Below are 22,205 nucleotides of genomic sequence, written 5' to 3'. Positions count from 1 at the left end.
AAACAGCTGAATTGTGAAATGAGTGATATACATCCTATGCTACAATCAGAAAGGGAATTGTCTGCATAAAGAGCAAATGACACACTTGTCAATGAAAATCAGCATTCTAAATAAAGTGAAATCTATCGATTTATTGAAGTCAATCGACCAGCCTTTAGTGCAAGAAAACCATTAATAAGAATTATTCCTTCCATCGAAATAGAGTTGCGAAATCTCACAAAATTTACAACCGTAAGGCCTTCTAGAATTATTTAGCTAATAAGGAAATCAAAGTGCGATTGGAATTTTCCGATCGCATTTTGTATTTTAATTAAACGATTTTGATAAAAAGGTTTCCCAAACATTATCATCTTTATATATTTTCTTGCCTTCTATATTAAACTCTCCATATCCTAACCGATATAACTAACAGGATAATGAAATTAGGAGGTTTTTTTATGGTTAATCGTATAGCTGCTTCTGTACCATTAGTTCATGCAAACTCAAGTTCAGATTCAACTGTGACAGAAGCATCTGAAATACAAGTTCAACCGGTGAATAGTAATGATCTACAGTTTACTACTCAATCAATACCAGAAGAACAATATCCTTTGCCTGGAGAAAAAGCCAAGAAAATGACGGAAAGTATTAATCGATTTATGGAGACAACTAATACAAATTTGCGCTTTCAGTATCATGAAGATTTAAAAGAATATTATGTAACAATTGTTGATTCGAAAACAAATGAGTTAGTTAAGGAAATTCCATCTAAAAAGTTGATGGATATTTACGCGGCAATGCGAGATTTCCTTGGACTAATGGTGGATCATAAAATATAGAAGGTAGGTGAGAGTATGCGTATTACAGGTTTAGCAAGTGGAATGGATACCGAAACGATGATTAAAGATATGATGAGAGCTCAACGTATGCCAATGGATAAAATTCTTCAACGCAAACAATATATGGAATGGCAACGCGACGATTACCGTACAGTGAATCGTCAATTATTTGATTTTCGGAATTTAGTTTCAGATAATATGATGCGTTCTAGTACTTTCACTCAAAAAACAGTCACTTCTTCAAATGAAGACGCAGTTTCTGTTAGAAATATAAATTCTACTAGTGATTTTGCTGGAGCAGTAAGTGTGCAACGCCTGGCTGAACAAGCAACAATGCGTAGTACGGCTCGAGTAAACGGTTCAACTACTCCTATTGATACTACTGCAAAGTTGTCTACACTTGACCCAACATTAACTAATCCTCAAACCATCACTATTAAATCAATTAAAGAAGACGGTACCTTACAAACGGATGCTGAGGCTTTTACATTAACTTTTAATCCTGCTGAAAAATCATTACAAAATGTATTGGATGAAATTAATAAAGGTGCGAATGTATCTGCATTTTATGACTCCTTCACTGGACGTATTTCGATGACAGCCAAAAATTCAGGTAATAACGCTTCGGGGAATGAAATAGTGATTACTAGTTCTGCAGAATTCACTAATTTCACAAAACTTAGCGCTAATAACTATGATGCTGCAATGGTTGGCTATGGTACTGAAGGGAAAAATGCTCAATTTACCTTTAATGGTTTACTAACAGAACGTTCAAGTAACACGTTCCAGATTAATGGATTTGAGCTGAATCTAAAACAAGTAACTGGAGCAGAAGTTGTCAATTTCAGTTCTGCAACTGACACGGATAAAATACTAGATTCCGTTACAAAATTTGTCGATGAATACAATAAAATTCTAGCAGACTTAAACGGCCAAATTCGTGAAAAGAAGTACCGTGAATACCAGCCATTAACCAAAGAGCAGCGTAGCGAATTAGATGAAAAAGAAATTGAATTATGGGATGAAAAAGCTAAAAGTGGAACTTTACGTAATGACACTATTATCTCAAGCTCACTAACTCAAATGCGCTCGATTTTAAATAGTGCTGTTACAACTTCAACTGGTACGATGCGTTTAAGTGATATCGGAATCAACACATCTAGTAACTATGCAGATAAAGGTAAGCTAGAGATTGATGTAGATAAGCTGAAAAAAGCAATTTCAGATAATCCGAATGGCATTTATGAGTTATTTACTGCGGATGGACTAACTACTAGTCAAAAAGGTTTGGGCCGACAAATTCGGGATTCGCTTGATGAAACTCGTAAAAAAGTTATCGCAAAAGCAGGTAGTGATACCTCTGTAAATAATACTTTCTCATTAGGACGCTCATTAAACGGTTTTGATTCACAAATAACTCGTTTCGAAGCTCGACTTCAAATGGTTGAAACACGCTATTATCGTCAATTTGGAGCAATGGAAGCTGCTATCCAACGAGCAAATCAACAATCTGCTTACTTAATGAATTCATTTGGTGGCGGACAATAAATATAATAATTTTGCAACAAAGGAGTGATCACATGGCTGTAAATAATCCATACCAATCTTATCAACAAAATAGCGTTACCCAATCGACTCCCGGTGAACTGACGCTGATGTTATATAATGGATGTATCAAGTTTTTAAATCAAGCGAAAAAGGGAATTGAAACGAATAATATTGAGTTGCGCAATACGAATATTCAAAAAGCTCAAGCAATCATTCGTGAGTTTATGATCACACTTGACAAGTCAGTGCCTGTTTCAGTAGCGATGTTAGATTTATATGATTATATGAATAATCGTTTAATTGAAGCGAATGTAAATAACGATGCTAGTATCGTAGAAGAAGTGATTGGATTCACTACTGAATTTCGTGATACCTGGAAGCAAGTGATCCAAATTAATCGACAAAAACAATATGGGAAACCTGGCGAGGTATGATTCGTCCGAGTTTATCACATTGGCAAATGGCTACAGTGTCATTGTTATCCGTATTAGATCAGCGTGCAGAAGATCATCGAGATTCTACGATTGAACATGTAGAAAAGTTGCTAACTGAGCGTGATCAACTTCAGCCATCCATTCAACCGCCATTTTCCAAGGAAGAACATGAATTTGGTAAAGAACTTATTTTGCTTGATAAAGAATTACAAATCAAACTGGCTTTATTATCTAAAGATATCCGATTAGACATATCTGGACATCAAAAGAAAATGGATTCTTCGAATGCTTATACAGATCCATATTCACAAGTATTCCGTGATGGAACATTTTACGACAAAAAAAAATAAGCTAATAACCGGCATCAGGCATCTGCTTGAGCCGGTTTTTTAAGAGGAGAAACTAGATGACAACTTTTACAGAAGAACAAATTACCTTAATTCAGGAATACACACAATTATTATCTTCAATTAAAGAGGGATTCGAATATATCACCGCTAGTTATTCCGATTACTCAAAAACAGAAGGTGATGTACTTTTGAACGATATTCTTCAAGCCTTCATACAAGTTATTCAAGCCAATGAATCGCTAGAGGTTTTATTCAAAGATGATGCAGAACTTGAATCAGCTATCTCTTCTTTCTATGAAGTAACTGTTGCGGCTGAAGATTTAGAAGGTATCTTCGATCAGTCACAAGCGAAGCAAGAAGTGGTGCAACAAAAGCTTGCTCCAACATACCTTGCATGGTATGAGAGAGTGCAACCGGTGCTCCTTGAAAAAATTCAACAATAATTGTCAAAATATTCATGACGGAATCTTGAAACTATGATACTTTTGAAATAGATAGAATATTAGGGGGAAAGACTGTTGAACGTTCAAGAAATTCGACAAAAAGATATAAAGAGCAAGAATACGATTTTGTTTGCTGCTTATGGGATTTCAGGATTTATCGGTACTATTGTTTACTGGTTAACTGATCAAGGTACCGTGAAAACGGTTAGTATGCTTGTACCGTTTTTACTAACTGTATTGTTTTATTTGCTTTCTAAGAAGGTTAAGCCAGTAGCAATCGCCTTTCCTTGGATTGTGTTGACGGTTATTTTTGGGGCAGCTACGACGAGTGCCTATATAGGTGAGCCTTCTGTTGCGACGATGGGGATTGCTTTCTTCATCGCAGGATTAGCGAGTGTTGCGGCTAATCGCTGGGTCATGGCTTATGGATCGATTTTAGCAATTGTGTTGCAAGTAATTTTTATCACGATGTATCCACACCAGGAACAAATTCAGTCGAGTAAATCTTCGTTGATGCTTGTTTTGGTTTTAATGTGTTTTGCTTTATTCCTTCAAATTCGTCAAGCGAAGAAATTGGAGAAGCAGGTTGTTGAATTATTGCAAGCTTCCCAAACAAAAGCTCATGAAGAAGAATTATTAACGCAAAAACTTAATACTGCAGTTTCAGCGATTACAAAAAATTTAGAACAAATACGAGAAAATGCACAGACAACGACTCTTTCCCAACAAGAAATGTTGGTGGCAATAAATGAAGTGAGCGTTGGGTCTCAACGTCAAACGGATCATATTTTGGATATTGCGAAGAGTACAGAGTCTACCAATCATTCTGTTCATCAAATGGTTTCACAACTAGATGGCATTGTGGAGAAAGCTACAGAAGCTGGCGTAAAAGCTGAAGATGGTTCTTCTAAAATGGCTTCGGTTAAAACGGAGATGGATTCATTCACATTATTCTTTGCTGAGTTGAATAAAACGTTCAAAGATTTAACTGACAAAATAAAAGAAACAAATGAATTTGCTAGCTCAATTCGTGAAATTACAGAACAAACGAATTTATTAGCATTAAATGCTTCAATTGAAGCAGCTCGTGCAGGTGAACATGGTAAAGGGTTTGCTGTCGTAGCGGACGAAATTCGTAAGCTTGCTGGGTTAACAGATCAGACATTGAAGAAAATTGACACGAACTTATCGAATGTAAATCAATACAATGAGTTGACGTTAACAAAGCTTGATGAAGGTGCTACGCAAGTGTACAAGCAAGTTCAAACTACGGAGCAAGCCAATTCTACTTTTACAGAATTATTTAACGAAATGAACGCATTACAGCGTGAATTAACTAGCTTCACGAAGGTAGTGGATGTCATTTCTGAAAATACGGGAACGATTCAAGAAAGCACGAATGAATTTGCTTCTATTATTGAAGAAAGTACGGCTGCTGTAGAAGAATTGAATGCTACACTTGTCCAATTGACGGATGAACAAGAAAAAATCACTCGTTATGTCAATGATACATATGACGAAGCGGTGGCAATCCGAAAATAGAGGTGAGAAATGTGTTATACAATCGTAAGGAAGCATTTCGCCACACATTTAATAATCCAATTCCTGCTAACTTTCAATTAATCGTTGAAGGTGAAAAAGATGATGAGGTTGAGTTTTCCAATAAAGGCGCTTGTTTAATCGTCGATTTAAGTCCAAGTGGTATCCGGATTTATTCAAAATTGGATATTCCAAAGCGTCCTGGTTATCCGATTCATTTAGCGATTGAGGTTTTATTGACGGATGTACCTATAAAGCTTGTTGGTGATTTGGTTTGGAAGAAAGCTTATATGGATGGGCATCAGTATGGAATCGATTTAAAAACGGATGAAAAAATTGAGTTTCAAATCATTCAGGAATTGAAAGAACGTCGTCGTCTTGAATTGATTGAAACAAAAAAATCAAATAAGTAATTTAGGAAAGTCAACAGAAATTTTTGTTGGCTTTTTTCCATTTTAATAAAGGAATTTTGTATAGATATGTCGAAAAGAGGAAGCATTAGAAAAGGAGTTGAGTCCATGCAGTATCGTCGAAAGGAATCATTTCGTTTTACGTTTGATACTCCTCAATCTGCTGTTGTCCAACTTCGAGCGAATGAGTCAAATCGCTTAATCTATGTTTGTGATTTGATTGACATTAGTGCACGTGGTGCTCGCTTATTTTCACCAATTCGGCTGGATGAATACACTGCTGATGTCATTGTAGAAATGGTCGTAACCTTATTTAAAAAGGAATTAGTTATTCCAGGTGAAATTGTATGGAAGCGTCCATCAAAAGATGGCACGCTATTCGGCATGCATTTTTCACATGATAAGAAACAGGAGCTAGACATTATTTCAGAATTAAAATTCAGACGTCACAGAGAATTGGAGGAAGAGTTCCGGTTGAAGGGAAAGCGTCTTTATTGAAGAAAACGACGTTTTTCGACAAAACTACAAAAAGTTTTTGGTTTGTTGCAGGAGTTTTAAGGGGATAAGTAGAATAAGGTTAACATAGCCTTAAATAAAGGAGGAGTTTACATGCTAAATTATAACATTCGCGGTGAAAACATTGAGGTAACTCCTGCGATTCGCGAGCACGTTGAGAGCAAGATCAATAAGGTCGAGCGCTACTTCAACGAAGACTTCCAAGCGAACGCAAATGTCAATTTAAAGGTCGTTAATAACAGTGAAACGAAAGTGGAAGTAACTATTCCAATGAAGAATTTAACGCTACGTGCTGAGGAAATGCATAGTGATATGTATGCAGCAGTTGATTTAATCATCGACAAGTTAGAGCGTCAAATTCGTAAACATAAAACGAAGGTAAATCGCAAGTTCCGTGAACGCGAAGGCGTTGGGATGCATTTTGCGAACTTCACTTCAGCAGAACAAACAGCAAATACTGATGATAATGAAGAAGAAATCACTATTGTGCGTACGAAACAGTTCGAATTGAAACCAATGGATCAAGAAGAAGCTGTTTTACAGATGGATATGTTAGGCCATAATTTCTACGTATTTACGGATGCGGAAAGCAATGGTACACATATTGTTTACAAACGTAAAGATGGTAAGTATGGTTTAATTGAAACAAATTAATATTAGTTGTTCAGGAAGCCCTCGATTTTGAGGGCTTTCTTTTTTGTGCCATTTAAATGTTATTGCAGGAAATAGATTTCCGTTCCACGCGGACGCTTTCTGAGGGGCACGGCTTTAGCCGCTTCCTTCACTTCGTTCAGTCCAGGGTCTTCAGATCGTGCTAATCCCTCCAGAGTCGCCGCCTTCCACTGCAATCAGTATATAGTCAAAACAGAGTTAAAAATGAAAAGGTAATCATCTGACTATTTAAATGTTTGCTCGTAATCTATTTATAATTTTGATTTTATTACCTTCAACAGTTCAATACGGTAAATTACTTCAATTTGACATAATACCTCCAAGACAACCTTCAAGAAATTTTTTTATCACTTTCCAACATTTTAATATTAATAATTAATTGAAGTGGAAGGTGGCGTAAAACACCTGCTCCTGCATCGCTGCGCTAGCTTCGTCGCAAAGATTAGCACCAAATACTTTGGTGTCAATCTTTCCTGCGGGAATAGCGTGTCCGAATGAGACTCCGCAAGAGCTTGCGATGAGGAGGCTCATGGACCGCCCGCGGAAAGCTTCCACCTGAAACGGAAATCCAGTTTATTTATTCAATCCAAAATATTTATTTTCCAACTCAAAAATCATTAATTTTTTGTCGAAATAGAAGGAATTTGACTAGAAAAAGAGAATAAATAAACGATATATAGTAAAAAGAATTCCGTTTCGGCTGGGGAGGGAATTGAATGGCGAAGATGACATTTTGGAATCAGTTAGGGTTCCGTGCGAAGGTTTTATTAGCGATGGCTGCTGTCGTCATTCCGATTATTTACATATTGGCAACTTATTCATTTATGCATTCTAAAAATTTGTATGAATCTCAAATGGAAAAGGGTTTGGCACTGGAAAATGAGTTGGTGTCTGAGAAAGTCTTTTCGTTGTTTTCTGGTAAAGGTGAAGTTGTGAAACAAATCGCCGAGCTTGAGACGGTGAAACGATTTGCTGAATCTGAACCAACTAGAGAAAACGTGATAACAAATCCGGATTACGAACTTATCAATAGCTTTTTGACACGTGTGCAAGAAGAAGATAGTGCGCTTGAATTTTTATGGGTTACATTTTTAAAAAATGATTTTTATATAGGTGATAACGGAGTCGTGTCGGATGCGTTTTTCCGAGTGAATGATCGTCCTTGGTTATGGAAAGCTGCATCGACTTCCAATGTTTCATTTTCCGATTTATACATCGATTACAAAACAGGTGAAAATACAATAAGTGTTATTTATCCGATTGATCGTGATGGGAGACGTCTTGGCTATGTTGGGGCAGACATGTATTTAGAAGGAATTCCACCCATGATTAATTTGTTTGAAACCGATGATAAGCACCATATTTTGCTTTCAAGTAGTGGTCAGGTATTGTATGACTCTCAAGGGATGTGGTCTGAATTTGATGGTCGTAATTTACTAGCTAACGATTCAAAACTTATTGAGACGGATAAAGGGAATTATTATGTTGAAATTCGTGGTGTCGATCGGACGGGCTGGCATTTAGTTAGTTACGCCAATGAGTCCATTGTGACTAAACCTTTAAGCAACTATTTAACGACGCTAAGTTTTACGTGGATTTTGGCTGGGCTATTAATTTTATTCTTTATTGGCATGTCCTTAAGACCTTTGCTTCGTGATGTCTCAACGATTGACCGTCATGTTAAGAAAATGGGAAAAGGCAATTTACTTACGAATATGAATATTTCACGTAAAGATGAAGTTGGCATGATTGCACAATCGATCGAACAAATGGGTTCGAGATTGCATTTTAAAATTCAAGAAATGGATTATCAAGCGAAATTCGATCAGTTAACAAACTTACCAAATCGCTTATCCATTGATACGAAATTGAATGAATGGATCGAAAACCATTCTAATGAGAATGACATTGTGGCAGTCACCTTTATGGATTTGGATCATTTTAAGCAAATTAATGATTCAAAAGGTCATGCCTATGGCGATTCGTTACTTATCCAAGTGGCAGACCGTATCCAACAATTAATACCGGAAAATGGTTATTTCGGTCGTTTTGGTGGAGACGAATTCATCATATTACTGCGGGCTGAAAAGAAAAATTTCTTTGATATCCGTTCTACGTTACGAGATATTCACCGTTCCTTTATGATGCCGTTTATTTTTCATGATCATACGTTGTATGTGACGCCTTCCATGGGTGTATCTTTATTCCCAACGGACGCACAGTCTCGTGAACAACTAATCGCCAATGCAGATACGGCTCTTTATAAAGCGAAAGAAACTGGACGTAACCGTGTTATTTTCTTTAATTTTGAAATGAAAGAAGTGTTTGAGAAGCAGTTAATGATGGAGCAAGGATTGCGTGAAGCACTGAAGAATGATCAATTCCTATTGCATTTCCAACCACAATTTAGTTTATGTACAAATCAAACCGAAAGTTTAGAAGCGCTGATTCGTTGGAAACATCCTGAATGGGGCATGATTTCACCAGCTGAATTTATTCCGATTGCGGAAAGCACGGGACATATCCAAGCGATTGGTGATTGGGTAATGGAAACAGCTATCCAACAATTTAAAGAAATTCAAAAAGCGTATCCTCATGTAAAACGAATTGCCATTAATGTGAGTGCGTTGCAACTGCGTGAACCGTCGTTTATGGGACGTTTAAAGGAATTGTTGAAGAAGCACCGGGTAGAACCGAGTGTTATTGAACTCGAAATTACCGAGTCACTTTTAGTTGATGGTGGCGAAGAAATGCTAATGAAATTATCAAATTTAAAAGAAATGGGCGTATCGATTGCGCTTGATGATTTTGGCACAGGTTATTCTTCATTAAATTATTTGCGTTTATTGCCAATCAATCGTGTGAAAATTGATCGAGAATTCACTTCGCAAGTTGAAGGGGACCCAAAAGTTCATGCGATTGTACAATCGATTATTGACTTATCGCATCGTCTCGATTTCGACGTGGTAGCGGAAGGTGTTGAAACGATTGGACAATTAAACCAGTTAAAAGACTGGCATGTGGATGTGATTCAAGGCTATTACTTCAGTCGACCGTTGAATCAAATCTCTCTTGAAGAGTTTTTGCGAAAAGAGTCGAATCCAACCTAGAGATTGAGTCATTTGCACCGCTACTTGTGCAGTGTTAAAATGGACGTTGAGACTAAACATTGGAAGTGATTGTATTGGTTGGTGTATTAACGAAATTATTTGACCCAAATAAACGTGATGTAAAAAGATTAGAAAAAATTGCCGATCAAGTTGAGGCATTAGCATCAGATATGGAAGCTTTATCAGATGATCAGCTTCGTGCAAAAACGGGCGAGTTCCAAGCTCAACTACAAAACGGAACTAACATAGAAGATATTAAAGTAGAAGCCTTTGCAGTTGTTCGTGAAGCTGCTAAGCGTGTGCTTGGACTATATCCTTTCCGCGTTCAAATCATGGGTGCCGCTGCACTTCATGAAGGGAATATTTCAGAAATGAAGACGGGTGAAGGTAAAACGTTAACCTCTACTTTACCTGTATATTTAAATGCGTTGACTGGACGAGGCGTACACGTTGTAACAGTCAATGAATATTTAGCAAGCCGTGATGCACAGGAAATGGGACAGCTGTTTGAGTTCCTTGGTTTAACGGTTGGCTTGAATTTGAACAGTATGAATAAAGACGAGAAGCGTGAAGCATATGCTGCTGATATCACGTATTCTACAAATAATGAACTAGGCTTTGATTATTTGCGCGACAATATGGTCCTGTATAAAGAGGATCATGTTCAGCGTCCACTTTACTATGCAGTCATCGATGAAGTCGATTCGATTTTGATTGATGAAGCACGTACGCCTTTAATCATCTCAGGACAAGCTGCGAAATCTGCACAATTGTATATGCAATCAAATGCATTGGTTCGTGCGCTTCGTAAGGATGACGATTTTTCATTTGATGAATCCACAAAAGGTGTTGTATTGACTGAATCAGGTATTGAGAAGGTCGAGAAAGCTTTTGGTATCGATAATTTATTCGACTTAACACATGTGCGCTTGAATCACGCGATTAACCAATCGTTGAAAGCACATTCAAGTATGCATGTTGACGTAGATTATGTTGTACAAGAAGGCAATGTTGTTATTGTCGATTCTTTCACTGGTCGTTTAATGAAGGGACGTCGTTATTCAGATGGTCTTCATCAAGCGATTGAGGCAAAAGAAGGTTTGGAAATTCAAAATGAATCGATGACGATGGCAACTGTCACGTTCCAAAACTACTTCCGTATGTATGAGAAGCTTGCTGGTATGACCGGTACAGCAAAAACGGAAGAAGAAGAATTCCATAATATCTACAATATGAATGTTATTGTGATTCCAACGAATCGTGTCATTAAACGTGATGACCGTGCGGATTTAATTTACGCTTCGATGGAAGGGAAATACAAAGCAGTTGCGGATGATATCGCTGAGAGAAATGCAAAGGGACAACCTGTCCTTGTTGGTACTGTTGCGATTGAAACGTCTGAAATTATTTCGAAGCATTTAACGAAATATGGCATTCGTCATAGTGTTTTAAATGCGAAAAACCATGAACGTGAAGCAGAAATCGTTGCGCTTGCAGGGCAAAAAGGTTCTGTTACAATCGCTACGAACATGGCTGGTCGTGGTACGGATATTAAATTAGGTGAAGGTGTTATTGAAGTAGGTGGCTTAGCGGTTATCGGTACTGAGCGTCATGAATCTCGCCGAATTGATAATCAGTTACGTGGTCGTTCTGGTCGTCAAGGTGACCCTGGTGTGACTCAATTTTATCTTTCAATGGAAGATGAATTAATGCGTCGTTTCGGTTCAGACAATATGCGTACCATGATGACGCGTCTTGGAATGGACGACTCTGCACCGATCCAATCAAAAATGGTGTCACGTGCAGTTGAAAGTGCTCAGAAACGAGTAGAGGGTAATAACTTCGATGCTCGTAAACGTTTGCTACAATATGATGATGTTCTTCGTCAACAACGTGAAATTATTTATAAAGAGCGTTTAGAAGTTCTTGAAACGGATAATATGCGCGGACTTGTCGAAACCATGATTAATGAAGTTATTGAGCGTGCAGTTGCTGCTCACCAATCGATGGAAAAACAAGGTGAAATCAATCTTAAAGGTTTAGAAGATTACATTCATGCCAACCTATTACCTGACGGAGTTCTAACGCAACCTCATTTAGAAGGCAAATCACAAGATGAAATTGTGGAGCTTTTGAAAAAGACTGTATATGAACATTACGATGCAAAAGAATTAGAGATGACACCTGAACGTATGCGTGAATTTGAGAAGGTTGTCTTACTTCGTTCAATTGACTCGAAATGGATTGACCATATCGACGCAATGGATCAATTACGTCAAGGAATTCATTTACGTGCATACGGACAAAACGATCCTCTTCGTGAGTATCAAAATGAAGGATTCGCGATGTTCGAAGCAATGGTTGAATCCGTTCAAGAAGACGTAGCGAAATATGCAATGAAAGCTGAAATTCGCAACAATTTACAACGTGAAGAAATCATTAAAGGCCAAGCTGTTAACCCGAAAGAAGAGGGTGGCGAGGTTAAGAAAAAACCAGTCCGTAAAGAAGAAGCAGTCGGACGAAACGAAATGTGTCCTTGCGGCAGTGGCAAGAAGTTCAAAAATTGTCACGGCGCGGTATAGGCAACGGAGGATTTAAACATGATGGAATTAGCAGACGTACGGAATGAATTAGATCGAACAGCTGGAAAATTATCTGACTTTAGGGGGTCTCTTTGACTTAGAAAACAAAGAAGCCAAAATCGCTGAAATGGACGAAAATATGTCGATGCCCGATTTCTGGGACGACCAAAACACCGCTCAAGCAGTGATCAGTGAAGGTAATGCATTAAAAGAAATCGTTAATTCCTTCAATGAATTAATGGAAACACAAGAAAACTTAGAAATGACACTTGAGTTATTGCGTGAGGAAGCGGACGAAGATTTGCAAGAAGAGCTTGGACGTGAAATGAAAGAATTCACGGCGAAGATGAATGACTTTGAATTGCAAATGCTACTAAGCGAACCATACGATAAAAACAATGCCATTTTAGAATTACACCCAGGTGCTGGTGGTACCGAGTCTCAAGACTGGGGCTCAATGCTACTTCGCATGTACCAACGTTGGGGCGAGAAAAAAGGATTTAAAGTGGAAACCTTGGATTATTTAGCTGGGGATGAAGCTGGAATCAAATCTGTAACGCTTGGCTTTAAAGGGCATAACGCCTATGGCTATTTGAAAGCTGAAAAAGGTGTTCATCGTTTAGTTCGAATTTCACCTTTCGATTCATCAGGACGCCGTCATACTTCTTTTGTATCTTGCGAAGTAATGCCTGAGTTTAATGATGAAATTGAAATTGACATTCGTACGGAAGACTTGAAAATTGATACGTATCGCGCAAGTGGTGCCGGTGGACAGCATATCAATACGACGGATTCAGCCGTTCGTATTACGCATATTCCAACTGGAGCAGTTGTTACTTGTCAGCAAGAACGTTCTCAAATCAAGAACCGTGAAAAAGCGATGACGATGTTAAAAGCTAAGTTATATGCTTTAAAAATTGAAGAACAAGAAGCGCAAATGCTCGAAATTCGTGGAGAGCAAAAAGAAATCGGGTGGGGCAGCCAAATCCGTTCATACGTTTTCCACCCGTACTCAATGGTGAAAGATCACCGTACAAGTGCTGAGAGTGGAAACGTACAAGGTGTAATGGACGGCGACATCGATTTGTTTATAAATGCGTATTTACGTTCGAGAATGAATTAATATTTTTGCAGAACTACCATGAATCAGTGAGAACTGATTTGTGGTAGTTTTTTTAATTATCGACATACAAATTGTAAGTAGTTTTGAGAAATTTCCGTTTCAAGCGGACGCTTTCCGCGGGCATGACCTCAGCCTCCTCGACGAGCAAGCTCGTCTGCGGGGTCTTCAGTTCATGCTAATTTCGCTGGAGTCGCCGCTTTCCACTTCAATTTATTATCTGGAGTTGTTAGATGGTGTTCAAAAACTCATTATGACAAAATCACACTGACTTATTAAAACTCACTAACAGTAAAGTATCAGTTGGCAGGCTAACTGATACCAAATTGGTTCTGATTTTGCGCGATTGAATTGTGTGGAAAACGTGAATTTTAGAATAGAGGGGTCGAAATCGAGAATGTATCGGTCGAGTTATAGAATGTGCTATGTGAGATGGAGAAACGAGTAGATGAATTCTTGAATGTACCTCGCGAAATCGAGAATACTCACTAACAGTAAAGTATCAGTTGGCAACTGATAGCAAATTGGTTTTGATTTTTGCGCGATTGAATTGTGTTAAAAACGTGAATTTTAGAATAGAGTGTGCGAATCCTAGAATGTGACGAATGAATCCTTGAATACGCCTGATGAGATGGAGAATCGATTAGTTGAATCCTTGAATGTAGCCCGCGAAATGGAGAATGAAAAAATAAGTACTAAGTATATACTCACTATCGAATTCTGAATTGTGTGTGTACCAGGTACCTTTCTCTATCACTTTACTGTGCTAAACTTCACAGTTGTGTGAGTGAATGCTATACTTCTTTAGGGAAATTTTCTATAAAGAGAGAAGGATATAGATGAATAATCGTAAAGTTCGAAAAGAGCCGCATCCAGTTTTGGAGACGATTTTGGCTTATGTATATATTATTATTGGAGCGGCGATTGTCGCGGTTGGATTTAATGTGTTTTTATTGCCAAATGAAGTGGCATCTGGTGGAGTCAGTGGTATCAGTACGATCTTGAAAGGTGTATTTGGATGGGAGCCAGGATTTGTACAATATGCGTTTAATATTCCATTGTTTATTGCTGGTGTGATCTTCCTTGGGAAGCAGTTTGGAGCTCGATCGCTTGCTGGTACATTGACATTACCTTTGTTCGTTATTTTGACGTCAAGTTGGGAACCGGCAACGTTGAATCCGTTGCTTGGTGCTTTATTCGGTGGGATTTCAGTTGGTGTTGGTCTTGGGATTGTGTTTCGTGGGAATGCATCAACTGGAGGTACGGATTTAGCGGCACAAATTATTGCGAAGTACACAGGTTTAACGCTTGGTACGAGTGTTATGTTAATTGATGGACTGATTGTGTTGAGTGCGGCTCTTGTTTTTGATGTTGAAAAAGGTTTGTATGCACTTATTGGATTATTTGTAACGACGAAGACAATCGATATTATTCAGCTTGGTTTTAGCCAATCGAAAATGGTTTATATAATTACGAATAAACAAGAAGAAATACGGGATGCTATTTATACTGAGATAAATCGTGGGGTGACGAAACTTCCAGCTGTTGGAGGATATACTGACGCAGAGAAACCGATTTTGCTAGTCGTCGTTTATCAAACGGAGTTTTCGAAGTTGAAACATGTCATTAAAGCGGTCGATCCTACAGCTTTTGTTATCGTTTCTGATGCCTATGAAGTTTTGGGTGAGGGTTTCAAGCGTGCTTAGCTTAAAAATGGTATACTTTAGGAACAAAATTGAATTTGGGAGGTAGCTAAATGAATAAAAAATTATTAGCTGTCCTATTCGGATCAGCCCTTATGCTAGCAGCATGTGGCGGCGGAGACGAAGAAGCGACACCAACGAATGAAGAAAATGGTGGAGAAGTAACCCAATCACATGATGCTGAAAAAATCGTTCAAGCCAAATGTTCAACTTGTCATGGTGGTAACCTAGAAGGACAAGGTAATTTCCCTGCGTTAAATGATGTAGGATCTCGATTATCACAAGAAGAAATTTTAGCAGTTATTCAAGATGGACAAGGTGGAATGCCACCAAACATAATTGAAGGCGCTGAAGCTGAAGTCGTAGCAGAATGGTTATCGAATAAAAAATAAACAAGAAACTCTGAAGACGAGAAATCGTTTTCGGATTTTTTTTTGTTAATTTATCTTTCCAGGAAAACCATTAGAAAGAGAGTTAAATTAAGCATCTCCTGAAATGAGAAAAGACAAATTTTAAATTATATTTAAAGATTTCCAATTTCCTTCCGATAAAAAAATAGCAAAACTAGTATTAATTTGATGGTTTTGTATTTTATTAATCGACAATATAAAATTTTTATTAGAAAAAAGAAGGTATACTGGAAAATGTGGCGAATTTTAGTCAATAGTAGGACTTATTACGTCTGTCAAAAATAAGTATAAAGTATCGAAGTGCAGGAATATCAAGAATTTATTATCGAACATTGTAATAGTACTGTAATAAAAATTTGTTGTAATTCTTGTTATAATGAGTTTGTCGGAAAAATTCTGACAGCAATGAAAAACACATAGGTGGTTACAAATATATGATTTCAATGAAGAATGTCTACAAAAAGTACCCAAACGGTATTGTTGCCGCAAACGGTATTAATGTAGAAATTAAGCAAGGTGAATTTGTGTATGTTGTAGGTCCAAGTGGGGCCGGTAAATCGACATTCATCAAAATGATGTATCGAGAAGAACGTCCGACTAGCGGGGAAATTATTATTAACGGCATCAACATGGCTAAGTTAAAGTCAAAGCGTGTTCCTTATTTACGACGTCAAATTGGCGTTGTGTTTCAAGATTTTAAATTATTGCCACGTCTAAACGTGTATGAAAATGTCGCATTTGCTTTGGAAGTAATTGAAGAGTCTCCAAAAGTTATTCGCAAACGTGTTATGGAAGTGCTCGATTTAGTTGGCTTAAAACATAAAGCAAGAATGTTTCCTACAGAATTATCAGGCGGAGAACAGCAAAGGGTTTCCATTGCGCGCTCCATCGTCAATGTTCCAAAAGTGATGATTGCGGATGAACCGACAGGAAACTTAGATCCAGAAACATCATGGGATATTATGAATTTGTTTGAAGAGATTAATAGACGCGGAACTACGGTCGTTATGGCCACTCATAATAAAGAAATAGTTAATACCATTCGACATCGTGTAATTGCAGTTGAAGGTGGACTCATCGTCCGTGATGAACACGGAGGTGATTACGGTTATGAAAGCTAGAACACTTGGGCGACATTTCCGTGAAAGTTTTAAAAGTTTAGGACGCAACAGTTGGATGACATTTGCATCTGCAAGTGCCGTTACCGTTACGTTATTGTTAGTCGGCGTATTCGTTATGATTATGATGAACTTAAATAAAGTCGCTGACGATTTAGAAAAAGATGTAGAAATGAAAGTGCTTGTTGAATTAACCGCAGATGACGCTATGATTTCTCAAATTGAGGAAGACATTAAGTCAATTAACGGTGTTAGCACGGTCGTTTATTCCACAAAAGAAGCTGAACTTGAAGATTTAATTAAAGATTTCGGCGAAAATATGGGATTATCTGAACAAAATAATCCTTTGCGCGCAGCTTTTTATGTAAAAGCAAAAGATCCACTTGAAACTAAGGCAGTCGCTCAACGTGTAGAGCGTGTTAAAAACGTTTACTCCGTTGAATATGGAGAAACACAAATTAAAAAGCTATTTAGCTTTTTGGATTTAGCTCGAAATATAGGACTTGGATTAATCCTTGCACTATTATTTACCGCAATGTTTTTAATTTCAAACACGATTCGCATCACGATTGTGGCGCGTGGCCGTGAAATCGAGATTATGAAACTAGTAGGAGCAACAAATTGGTTCGTCCGAATTCCATTTATTTTAGAAGGTATGTGGATCGGAATTTTAGGAGCAATTGTCCCAATCACTCTAGTCACGGTTCTTTACGTCAATCTTTACAAAGTAGCACAGCCTTATTTAGAAGGAGAATTATTCCAATTAATGCCGCTGACACCTTTCTTGTATCAAGTTAATGGACTGATCCTTATTATGGGGATTTTCATTGGTGTGTGGGGAAGTTTTATGTCAGTTCGAAAGTTCTTACGTGTATAAGCACGATCGAAAGGGGTCTACCATGGGGAAGAAACAATCTAAATGGATGTTAGCTGGTATTACTGCGGTTCTAGGCTTATCAGTAGTTTTGACAGAGCCAGTCGCAAATGCAAACACTTTAAATGATTTAAAAGAGAAACAACAAGAGATAGAGAAAAAGACAAATCAGCTAAACTCTAATATTAAAGAGAAAACAGGCGACATTACAGAAAATCAAACGAAACAAGAACAGTTATTAGCGCAAATTCAAGCGTTAGATTCAGAAATTATTAAAACAGACAAAAATATTGATGCCGTTTTAGGTGAAATTAGCCGCACAACGACAGAAATTGAAAAACTTCAAGCATCGATTAAAGTGTTAGTGAAAAAAATTGCTGACCGTGACGAATTAATTAAAGAACGTCTTCGCGCCGTACAACAAAGTGGTGGAAGTGTTAACTACTTAGATGTTCTTTTAGGCGCTAGTAGTTTTGCAGATTTCATTGATCGCTTCAGTGCCGTTAATACATTAATGGACGCTGACCGTAAGATTTTGCAAGAACAAGCAGATGATAAGCAATCACTTGAAACGCAACAAGCTCAAGTAGAGGACAAGCTTGCCGAGCAAGAAAATAGTCGCGATCGTTTGGTTCAATTAAAAAAGAGTTTAGATGGACAAAAAGCATCTAAAGGAAAATTAGTTGATCAATTAGAAGCGGAACAAAATAGACTTAGAGAAGAAAAGAAAGACTTAGAACATTCTAAACACGAAGCGATGGAAGTAAGTAAAGAAATTGAAAATAAAATCGTAGCAGAACAAGCTCGTTTAATCGAACTTGCTCGTCAAGCTGAAATTGCTCGTAAGAAAAAAGAAGCAGCAGAACGTGCTCGTCAAGAAGCTGCAGCAGCTGCAGCTCGTAAAAAGTCGTCTGCAAACAAAGGTTCATCTGCGAAAGCACCTAGTGTATCAGCACCATCTGTTTCTTCTGGAACATGGACACGCCCAGCAGCTGGTCGTTTCACATCTTCATTTGGAGGACGTAATATTGGATCTGGATCTGAGTTCCATTATGGTAGTGATATTGCGAACAGTATTGGAACGCCAGTTGTAGCAGCAGCAGATGGAATTGTATCGTATGCATCGCCAATGGGTACATACGGAAATGTAATTATGATTACTCACTCAATTGATGGTCAAATTTTCACTACTGTATATGCACATTTAAATGGTTATAATGTTGGATCTGGTCAATCTGTATCAAAAGGACAAGTTATCGGTCAAATGGGTAATACAGGTCGCTCGACTGGACCACATTTACACTTTGAAGTTCATAACGGTCCATGGAATGGATCTCGTTCTAACGCGGTCAATCCAATTCGTTACGTATCATTTTAAGTAAAATGCTAGGCACTCACTATCAATAAACTGATAGTGAGTGCCATTTTTGAATAGAGCGATAGTTTATTGGAAAAGCTTAGAAACAAATAGGACGTGATTGGTTCAGACTAGGATGAGGTAAATCGGTTGATTTATGCTCGAGCGCCAATAAATTGCGAGGTATCGCCATATTATGGGGGCTTAACGCCATATTAAAGCTCGGAACGACATATTCCAAGTTCCGTTCCGAACGACATAATAATCACGATTTGCGCCATATTGATGTATCAGCTGGATTAAAAACCAAGTTTCCAAGCAAATTTCTACAAAAATTCTCCATTTTAATATACGATATAGGGTATACATATTATTTTATTTTAAAGGAGTTGTGTGGCGTTGCCGGTCACTGAGTGGTTTATTGTTAAATCGTTAACTGTTCCTTCTTCATGGGTTGCTGTTTTATTGGCGTTGATACTGACGGGTATTGTGGTATGGCGTGTATTTGGGAAAGAGACGGAAGACTGGTATTCTGATGCCGCGATTTTGTTTTTGTTAGTTTGGAAGTTAAGCGTTGTTGTAACTGATTTTGATATGATCTTGGATTCTCCATTATCGATTCTCTATTTTAATGGTGGCGAGACTGGTTTGTATTTAGGTGTCATTGCTGCATTGGGTCGATTGTTTTGGCAACTTCGCCGCAAGGGCTGGCCGGAACGTGAGCTTGTGGCCATGCTGATTGCAATGGTCATGGTACAATCCTTGTATCAATTGTTTATGGTTTTATTAAACGAAGCAGAGATGTGGCAAAAGATTTTGACGGTGCTTGTGTTTGTTGGGTTAACGATGTTGACTTGGCAAAAAGCAAAGCTATCCAGTGTGTGGAGAATCCAGTTAACGATTTTGTTTTTAGCCGGACATTTGTTTGTTTCGATTCTGCAACCACGAGGATTCGTACAAACACCTTTATTTGTGACGGGCTTATTCGTTCTTTGCAGTGTGGCTATTTACGTAGTCACACATAAACAACAGGAACAAATGGGGGAGAAATTATGACGAAGAAAATGTTTGGTTTGATTTTGATTGCCGTATTGATTGCTATTGCGGTAACGAGCATGGTGAAAAAAAATGTCGATCAAGAAGATTCATTTGACGATGAGGAACGCGGAGTAGATTTAGTTGGAGTTGCTGCCAATGAAGGACTTAACAAAGGAGAGCAAGCTCCAGATTTTGAATTAACTACTTTAGAAGGTGAACCGATTCGTTTGTCTGAATTAAAAGGGAAAAAAGTTATCCTGAATTTTTGGGCGACATGGTGTCCTCCTTGTAAAGCTGAAATGCCACATATGCAAAACTTCTATGAAGATTATGCAGAATCAGAAAATGTAGAGATAGTCGCTGTGAATTTAACAAGCGGAGATCGTGAAGCAAGTGTTGAGGAATTTGTGAAAGATTATGGTTTAACTTTCCCAATCCCAATGGACGTTGAAGGTGAGGTTGGACAAAAATTCCAAGCCGTTACCATTCCAACTTCTTATATAATTGATACAAATGGTATGATTCAACATAAAATTGTTGGTCCAATGGATGAAACGATGATTCAAGATTTTGTTTCGAATATCAAATAAGCTGTTGTTTTCCTATAAATCTGGTTCTTCTCAGTCGTAACTCCCTAGGCTCGTTCATACAATGGTATGAAGATGTAGGGAGGCGATAGATGTGAGAAGAAGCCGGATTTTTTTGTTTGTCCTTTTAATTATCATGATCATTAGTTTCATCGTGTTTTGGTCTCCGTTTCAGAAGAATACAGAGGAGAAATCCATTAGTGATATTCCTGCCATCAATGAAGCTTATGCACGGATATTAGAAAGTTCTGTCCATCCAGTTAAAAGCGAATTGTTGGTCGAAGGTGCACTAAGAGGGATGGCAGAGACAGTCAAAGATCCATATAGCCGTTACTTAACGAAAGAAGAAGCCAAAGCGCACAAAGAATCATTAGCAGATGAACGCGTTGGAATCGGCCTTGAAGTGATGGAGAGCAATGGAAGATTTATCGTTGTAACACCAGTTAAGGAATCACCTGCAGCAAAAGCGGGTGTCAAACCGTATGACGAAATCGTTCGCGTAAATGGTGAACGGATGGAAGGCAAAAGTTTGTCGGAACTCCTAAAAGCGATTAAGGGTGAAAAGGGAACGAAAGTATCGTTAACAGTTTTCCGTGGGGATGAAAACCGTCACGTCGAAGTCAGCATGAAACGAGATTCGCTTCAAATTCACACCGTTACGAGTGAATTAATTGAAAAAGATGATCTGAAAATAGGTGTTGTTACAATCACCATGTTTGGAGAGAAGACGGCTGAAGAGTGGGAGAAACATACTCGTTCCCTCGTTAAACGTGAAGTTGACGGTTTATTAGTCGACGTAAGAGGTAACCCAGGAGGCTATTTACATAGCGTTGAAGCCATCGCATCTACCATGTTAGACAAAGGTGCCACTTATGCATATATGCAAGATGCAGAAGGTGTCCTTGAGCCGCTACCGGTTGTAAGTCAAAAAGAAGATGCTTATATCAACACGATGCGGAAGATGCCGCTTGTTTTATTGCAAGATGAAGGCAGTGCTTCAGCAAGTGAAGTGTTAAGTGGCGCGTTGAAATCAAACAAACGTGCGTTAATTGCGGGAACGAAGAGCTTCGGAAAAGGAACGGTGCAAGAAACGTGGGATCTCTCAAATGGTGGAGAAATCAAGTTATCGTCACATAAATGGTTAACACCGAGTCAAGAATGGATTCATGGCAGTGGCATTAAAGTAGATTTTCTTGTTGAATCAAATGAGTTATTCCAACTTAATCCACAAATTTCTACAGGCACTTATCGGGTAGGCGATTACCACGAAGATGTAGCTTACGCACAAAAAGTGTTAAAAGCTCTGGGTCATTCCATTTCTCGAGTAGATGGCTATTTTGATGAAGATACAGCGAAAGCCATCGAACAATTCAATGAAAAAGAAACGAAAAAAGCATCTTCAGAAATGACGCCAGTGTTCTTCCAAAACCTAAGACAAAAAGTAGTTACTTTCAAATCAAGCAAGAAAAATGACGACCAATTGCAAATGTCGATCGGCTATTTGTTCCACGCTGTGCAAAGGTAGGGGGGTTGTCCAAAAATCGAAAATCTGACTTTTGGACACTCCCTTTTCTTT

Annotated in this window: 20 protein-coding genes; all 20 read left to right on the top strand. The window is 38.2% G+C overall.

The genetic code is table 11. The annotated features are described in order from the left end of the window. The first annotated feature begins 437 nt into the window (after positions 1-437). Positions 438-818: a flagellar protein FlaG gene (gene flaG / locus AC3EA5_RS10450; protein ID WP_488608283.1), complete on the top strand. Its 381-nt coding sequence runs from the start codon at positions 438-440 to the stop codon at positions 816-818. 15 nt (positions 819-833) lie between these two features. Further along, complete coding sequence (locus tag AC3EA5_RS10445) at positions 834-2,366, top strand: flagellar hook-associated protein 2 (RefSeq protein ID WP_488608282.1); 1,533 nt, start codon at positions 834-836, stop codon at positions 2,364-2,366. A gap of 32 nt (positions 2,367-2,398) precedes the next feature. Then, positions 2,399-2,800: a flagellar export chaperone FliS gene (gene fliS, locus AC3EA5_RS10440; protein ID WP_488608281.1), complete on the top strand. Its 402-nt coding sequence runs from the start codon at positions 2,399-2,401 to the stop codon at positions 2,798-2,800. Further along, the gene (gene fliT, locus AC3EA5_RS10435) at positions 2,797-3,150 is read left to right on the top strand and encodes a flagellar protein FliT (protein WP_488608280.1); all 354 of its coding nucleotides are present in this window, start codon (positions 2,797-2,799) and stop codon (positions 3,148-3,150) included. The genes fliS and fliT overlap by 4 nt, the downstream gene beginning before the upstream one ends. Positions 3,151-3,206: 56 nt before the next feature. Next, positions 3,207-3,593, top strand: coding sequence for a DUF8042 domain-containing protein (locus AC3EA5_RS10430; RefSeq protein WP_488608279.1), 387 nt, complete (start codon positions 3,207-3,209; stop codon positions 3,591-3,593). Between the two features lie 75 nt (positions 3,594-3,668). Continuing rightward, positions 3,669-5,135 carry a methyl-accepting chemotaxis protein gene (locus AC3EA5_RS10425; RefSeq protein WP_488608278.1) on the top strand — a complete coding sequence of 489 codons (1,467 nt, stop codon included), beginning with the start codon at positions 3,669-3,671 and terminating at the stop codon, positions 5,133-5,135. Positions 5,136-5,146: 11 nt separating this feature from the next. Then, on the top strand, positions 5,147-5,545 hold the full coding sequence (locus tag AC3EA5_RS10420) for a PilZ domain-containing protein (protein WP_488608277.1): 399 nt from the start codon (positions 5,147-5,149) through the stop codon (positions 5,543-5,545). Between the two features lie 105 nt (positions 5,546-5,650). Beyond that, entirely contained in the window at positions 5,651-6,040 is a 390-nt protein-coding gene (locus AC3EA5_RS10415; protein ID WP_488608276.1) for a PilZ domain-containing protein, read from the top strand. A 111-nt stretch (positions 6,041-6,151) separates the two neighbouring features. Further along, positions 6,152-6,712 (top strand): ribosome hibernation-promoting factor, HPF/YfiA family, encoded by a 561-nt coding sequence (gene hpf, locus AC3EA5_RS10410; protein WP_488608275.1) that lies wholly within the window; start codon positions 6,152-6,154, stop codon positions 6,710-6,712. Positions 6,713-7,446: 734 nt separating this feature from the next. Continuing rightward, positions 7,447-9,840, top strand: a complete 2,394-nt coding sequence (locus AC3EA5_RS10405) for a bifunctional diguanylate cyclase/phosphodiesterase (protein WP_488608274.1) — start codon at positions 7,447-7,449, stop codon at positions 9,838-9,840. Between the two features lie 74 nt (positions 9,841-9,914). Beyond that, complete coding sequence (gene secA / locus AC3EA5_RS10400) at positions 9,915-12,422, top strand: preprotein translocase subunit SecA (RefSeq protein WP_488608345.1); 2,508 nt, start codon at positions 9,915-9,917, stop codon at positions 12,420-12,422. A 21-nt stretch (positions 12,423-12,443) separates the two neighbouring features. Further along, positions 12,444-13,545 (top strand): peptide chain release factor 2 gene (gene prfB / locus AC3EA5_RS10395; RefSeq protein WP_488608344.1). Its coding sequence is split into 2 segments (ribosomal slippage): positions 12,444-12,515 and positions 12,517-13,545, totalling 1,101 coding nucleotides; the frame shifts between segments, so codons are not numbered across the junction. Positions 13,546-14,381: 836 nt separating this feature from the next. Further along, on the top strand, positions 14,382-15,248 hold the full coding sequence (locus AC3EA5_RS10390) for a YitT family protein (RefSeq protein WP_488608273.1): 867 nt from the start codon (positions 14,382-14,384) through the stop codon (positions 15,246-15,248). A gap of 50 nt (positions 15,249-15,298) precedes the next feature. Further along, the gene (gene cccB, locus AC3EA5_RS10385; RefSeq protein ID WP_488608272.1) at positions 15,299-15,637 is read left to right on the top strand and encodes a cytochrome c551; all 339 of its coding nucleotides are present in this window, start codon (positions 15,299-15,301) and stop codon (positions 15,635-15,637) included. Positions 15,638-16,089: 452 nt separating this feature from the next. After that, positions 16,090-16,776: a cell division ATP-binding protein FtsE gene (ftsE, locus tag AC3EA5_RS10380; protein ID WP_488608271.1), complete on the top strand. Its 687-nt coding sequence runs from the start codon at positions 16,090-16,092 to the stop codon at positions 16,774-16,776. Beyond that, a complete protein-coding gene (ftsX, locus tag AC3EA5_RS10375) occupies positions 16,766-17,650 on the top strand; it encodes a permease-like cell division protein FtsX (protein WP_488608270.1) in 885 nt (294 codons plus the stop codon). The genes ftsE and ftsX overlap by 11 nt, the downstream gene beginning before the upstream one ends. Positions 17,651-17,672: 22 nt before the next feature. Continuing rightward, positions 17,673-19,025, top strand: a complete 1,353-nt coding sequence (locus tag AC3EA5_RS10370) for a murein hydrolase activator EnvC family protein (RefSeq protein ID WP_488608269.1) — start codon at positions 17,673-17,675, stop codon at positions 19,023-19,025. Between the two features lie 378 nt (positions 19,026-19,403). Further along, positions 19,404-20,060 carry a hypothetical protein gene (locus AC3EA5_RS10365; RefSeq protein WP_488608268.1) on the top strand — a complete coding sequence of 219 codons (657 nt, stop codon included), beginning with the start codon at positions 19,404-19,406 and terminating at the stop codon, positions 20,058-20,060. Next, a complete protein-coding gene (locus AC3EA5_RS10360) occupies positions 20,057-20,632 on the top strand; it encodes a redoxin domain-containing protein (RefSeq protein WP_488608267.1) in 576 nt (191 codons plus the stop codon). Before AC3EA5_RS10365 ends, AC3EA5_RS10360 begins: the two co-directional genes overlap by 4 nt. A gap of 91 nt (positions 20,633-20,723) precedes the next feature. Then, positions 20,724-22,154 (top strand): S41 family peptidase, encoded by a 1,431-nt coding sequence (locus AC3EA5_RS10355; RefSeq protein ID WP_488608266.1) that lies wholly within the window; start codon positions 20,724-20,726, stop codon positions 22,152-22,154. The last annotated feature ends 51 nt before the right edge of the window (positions 22,155-22,205 follow it).

This window comes from Paenisporosarcina sp. (genome assembly GCF_057785155.1).
This window is presented reverse-complemented; position numbering and strand designations above follow the sequence as displayed.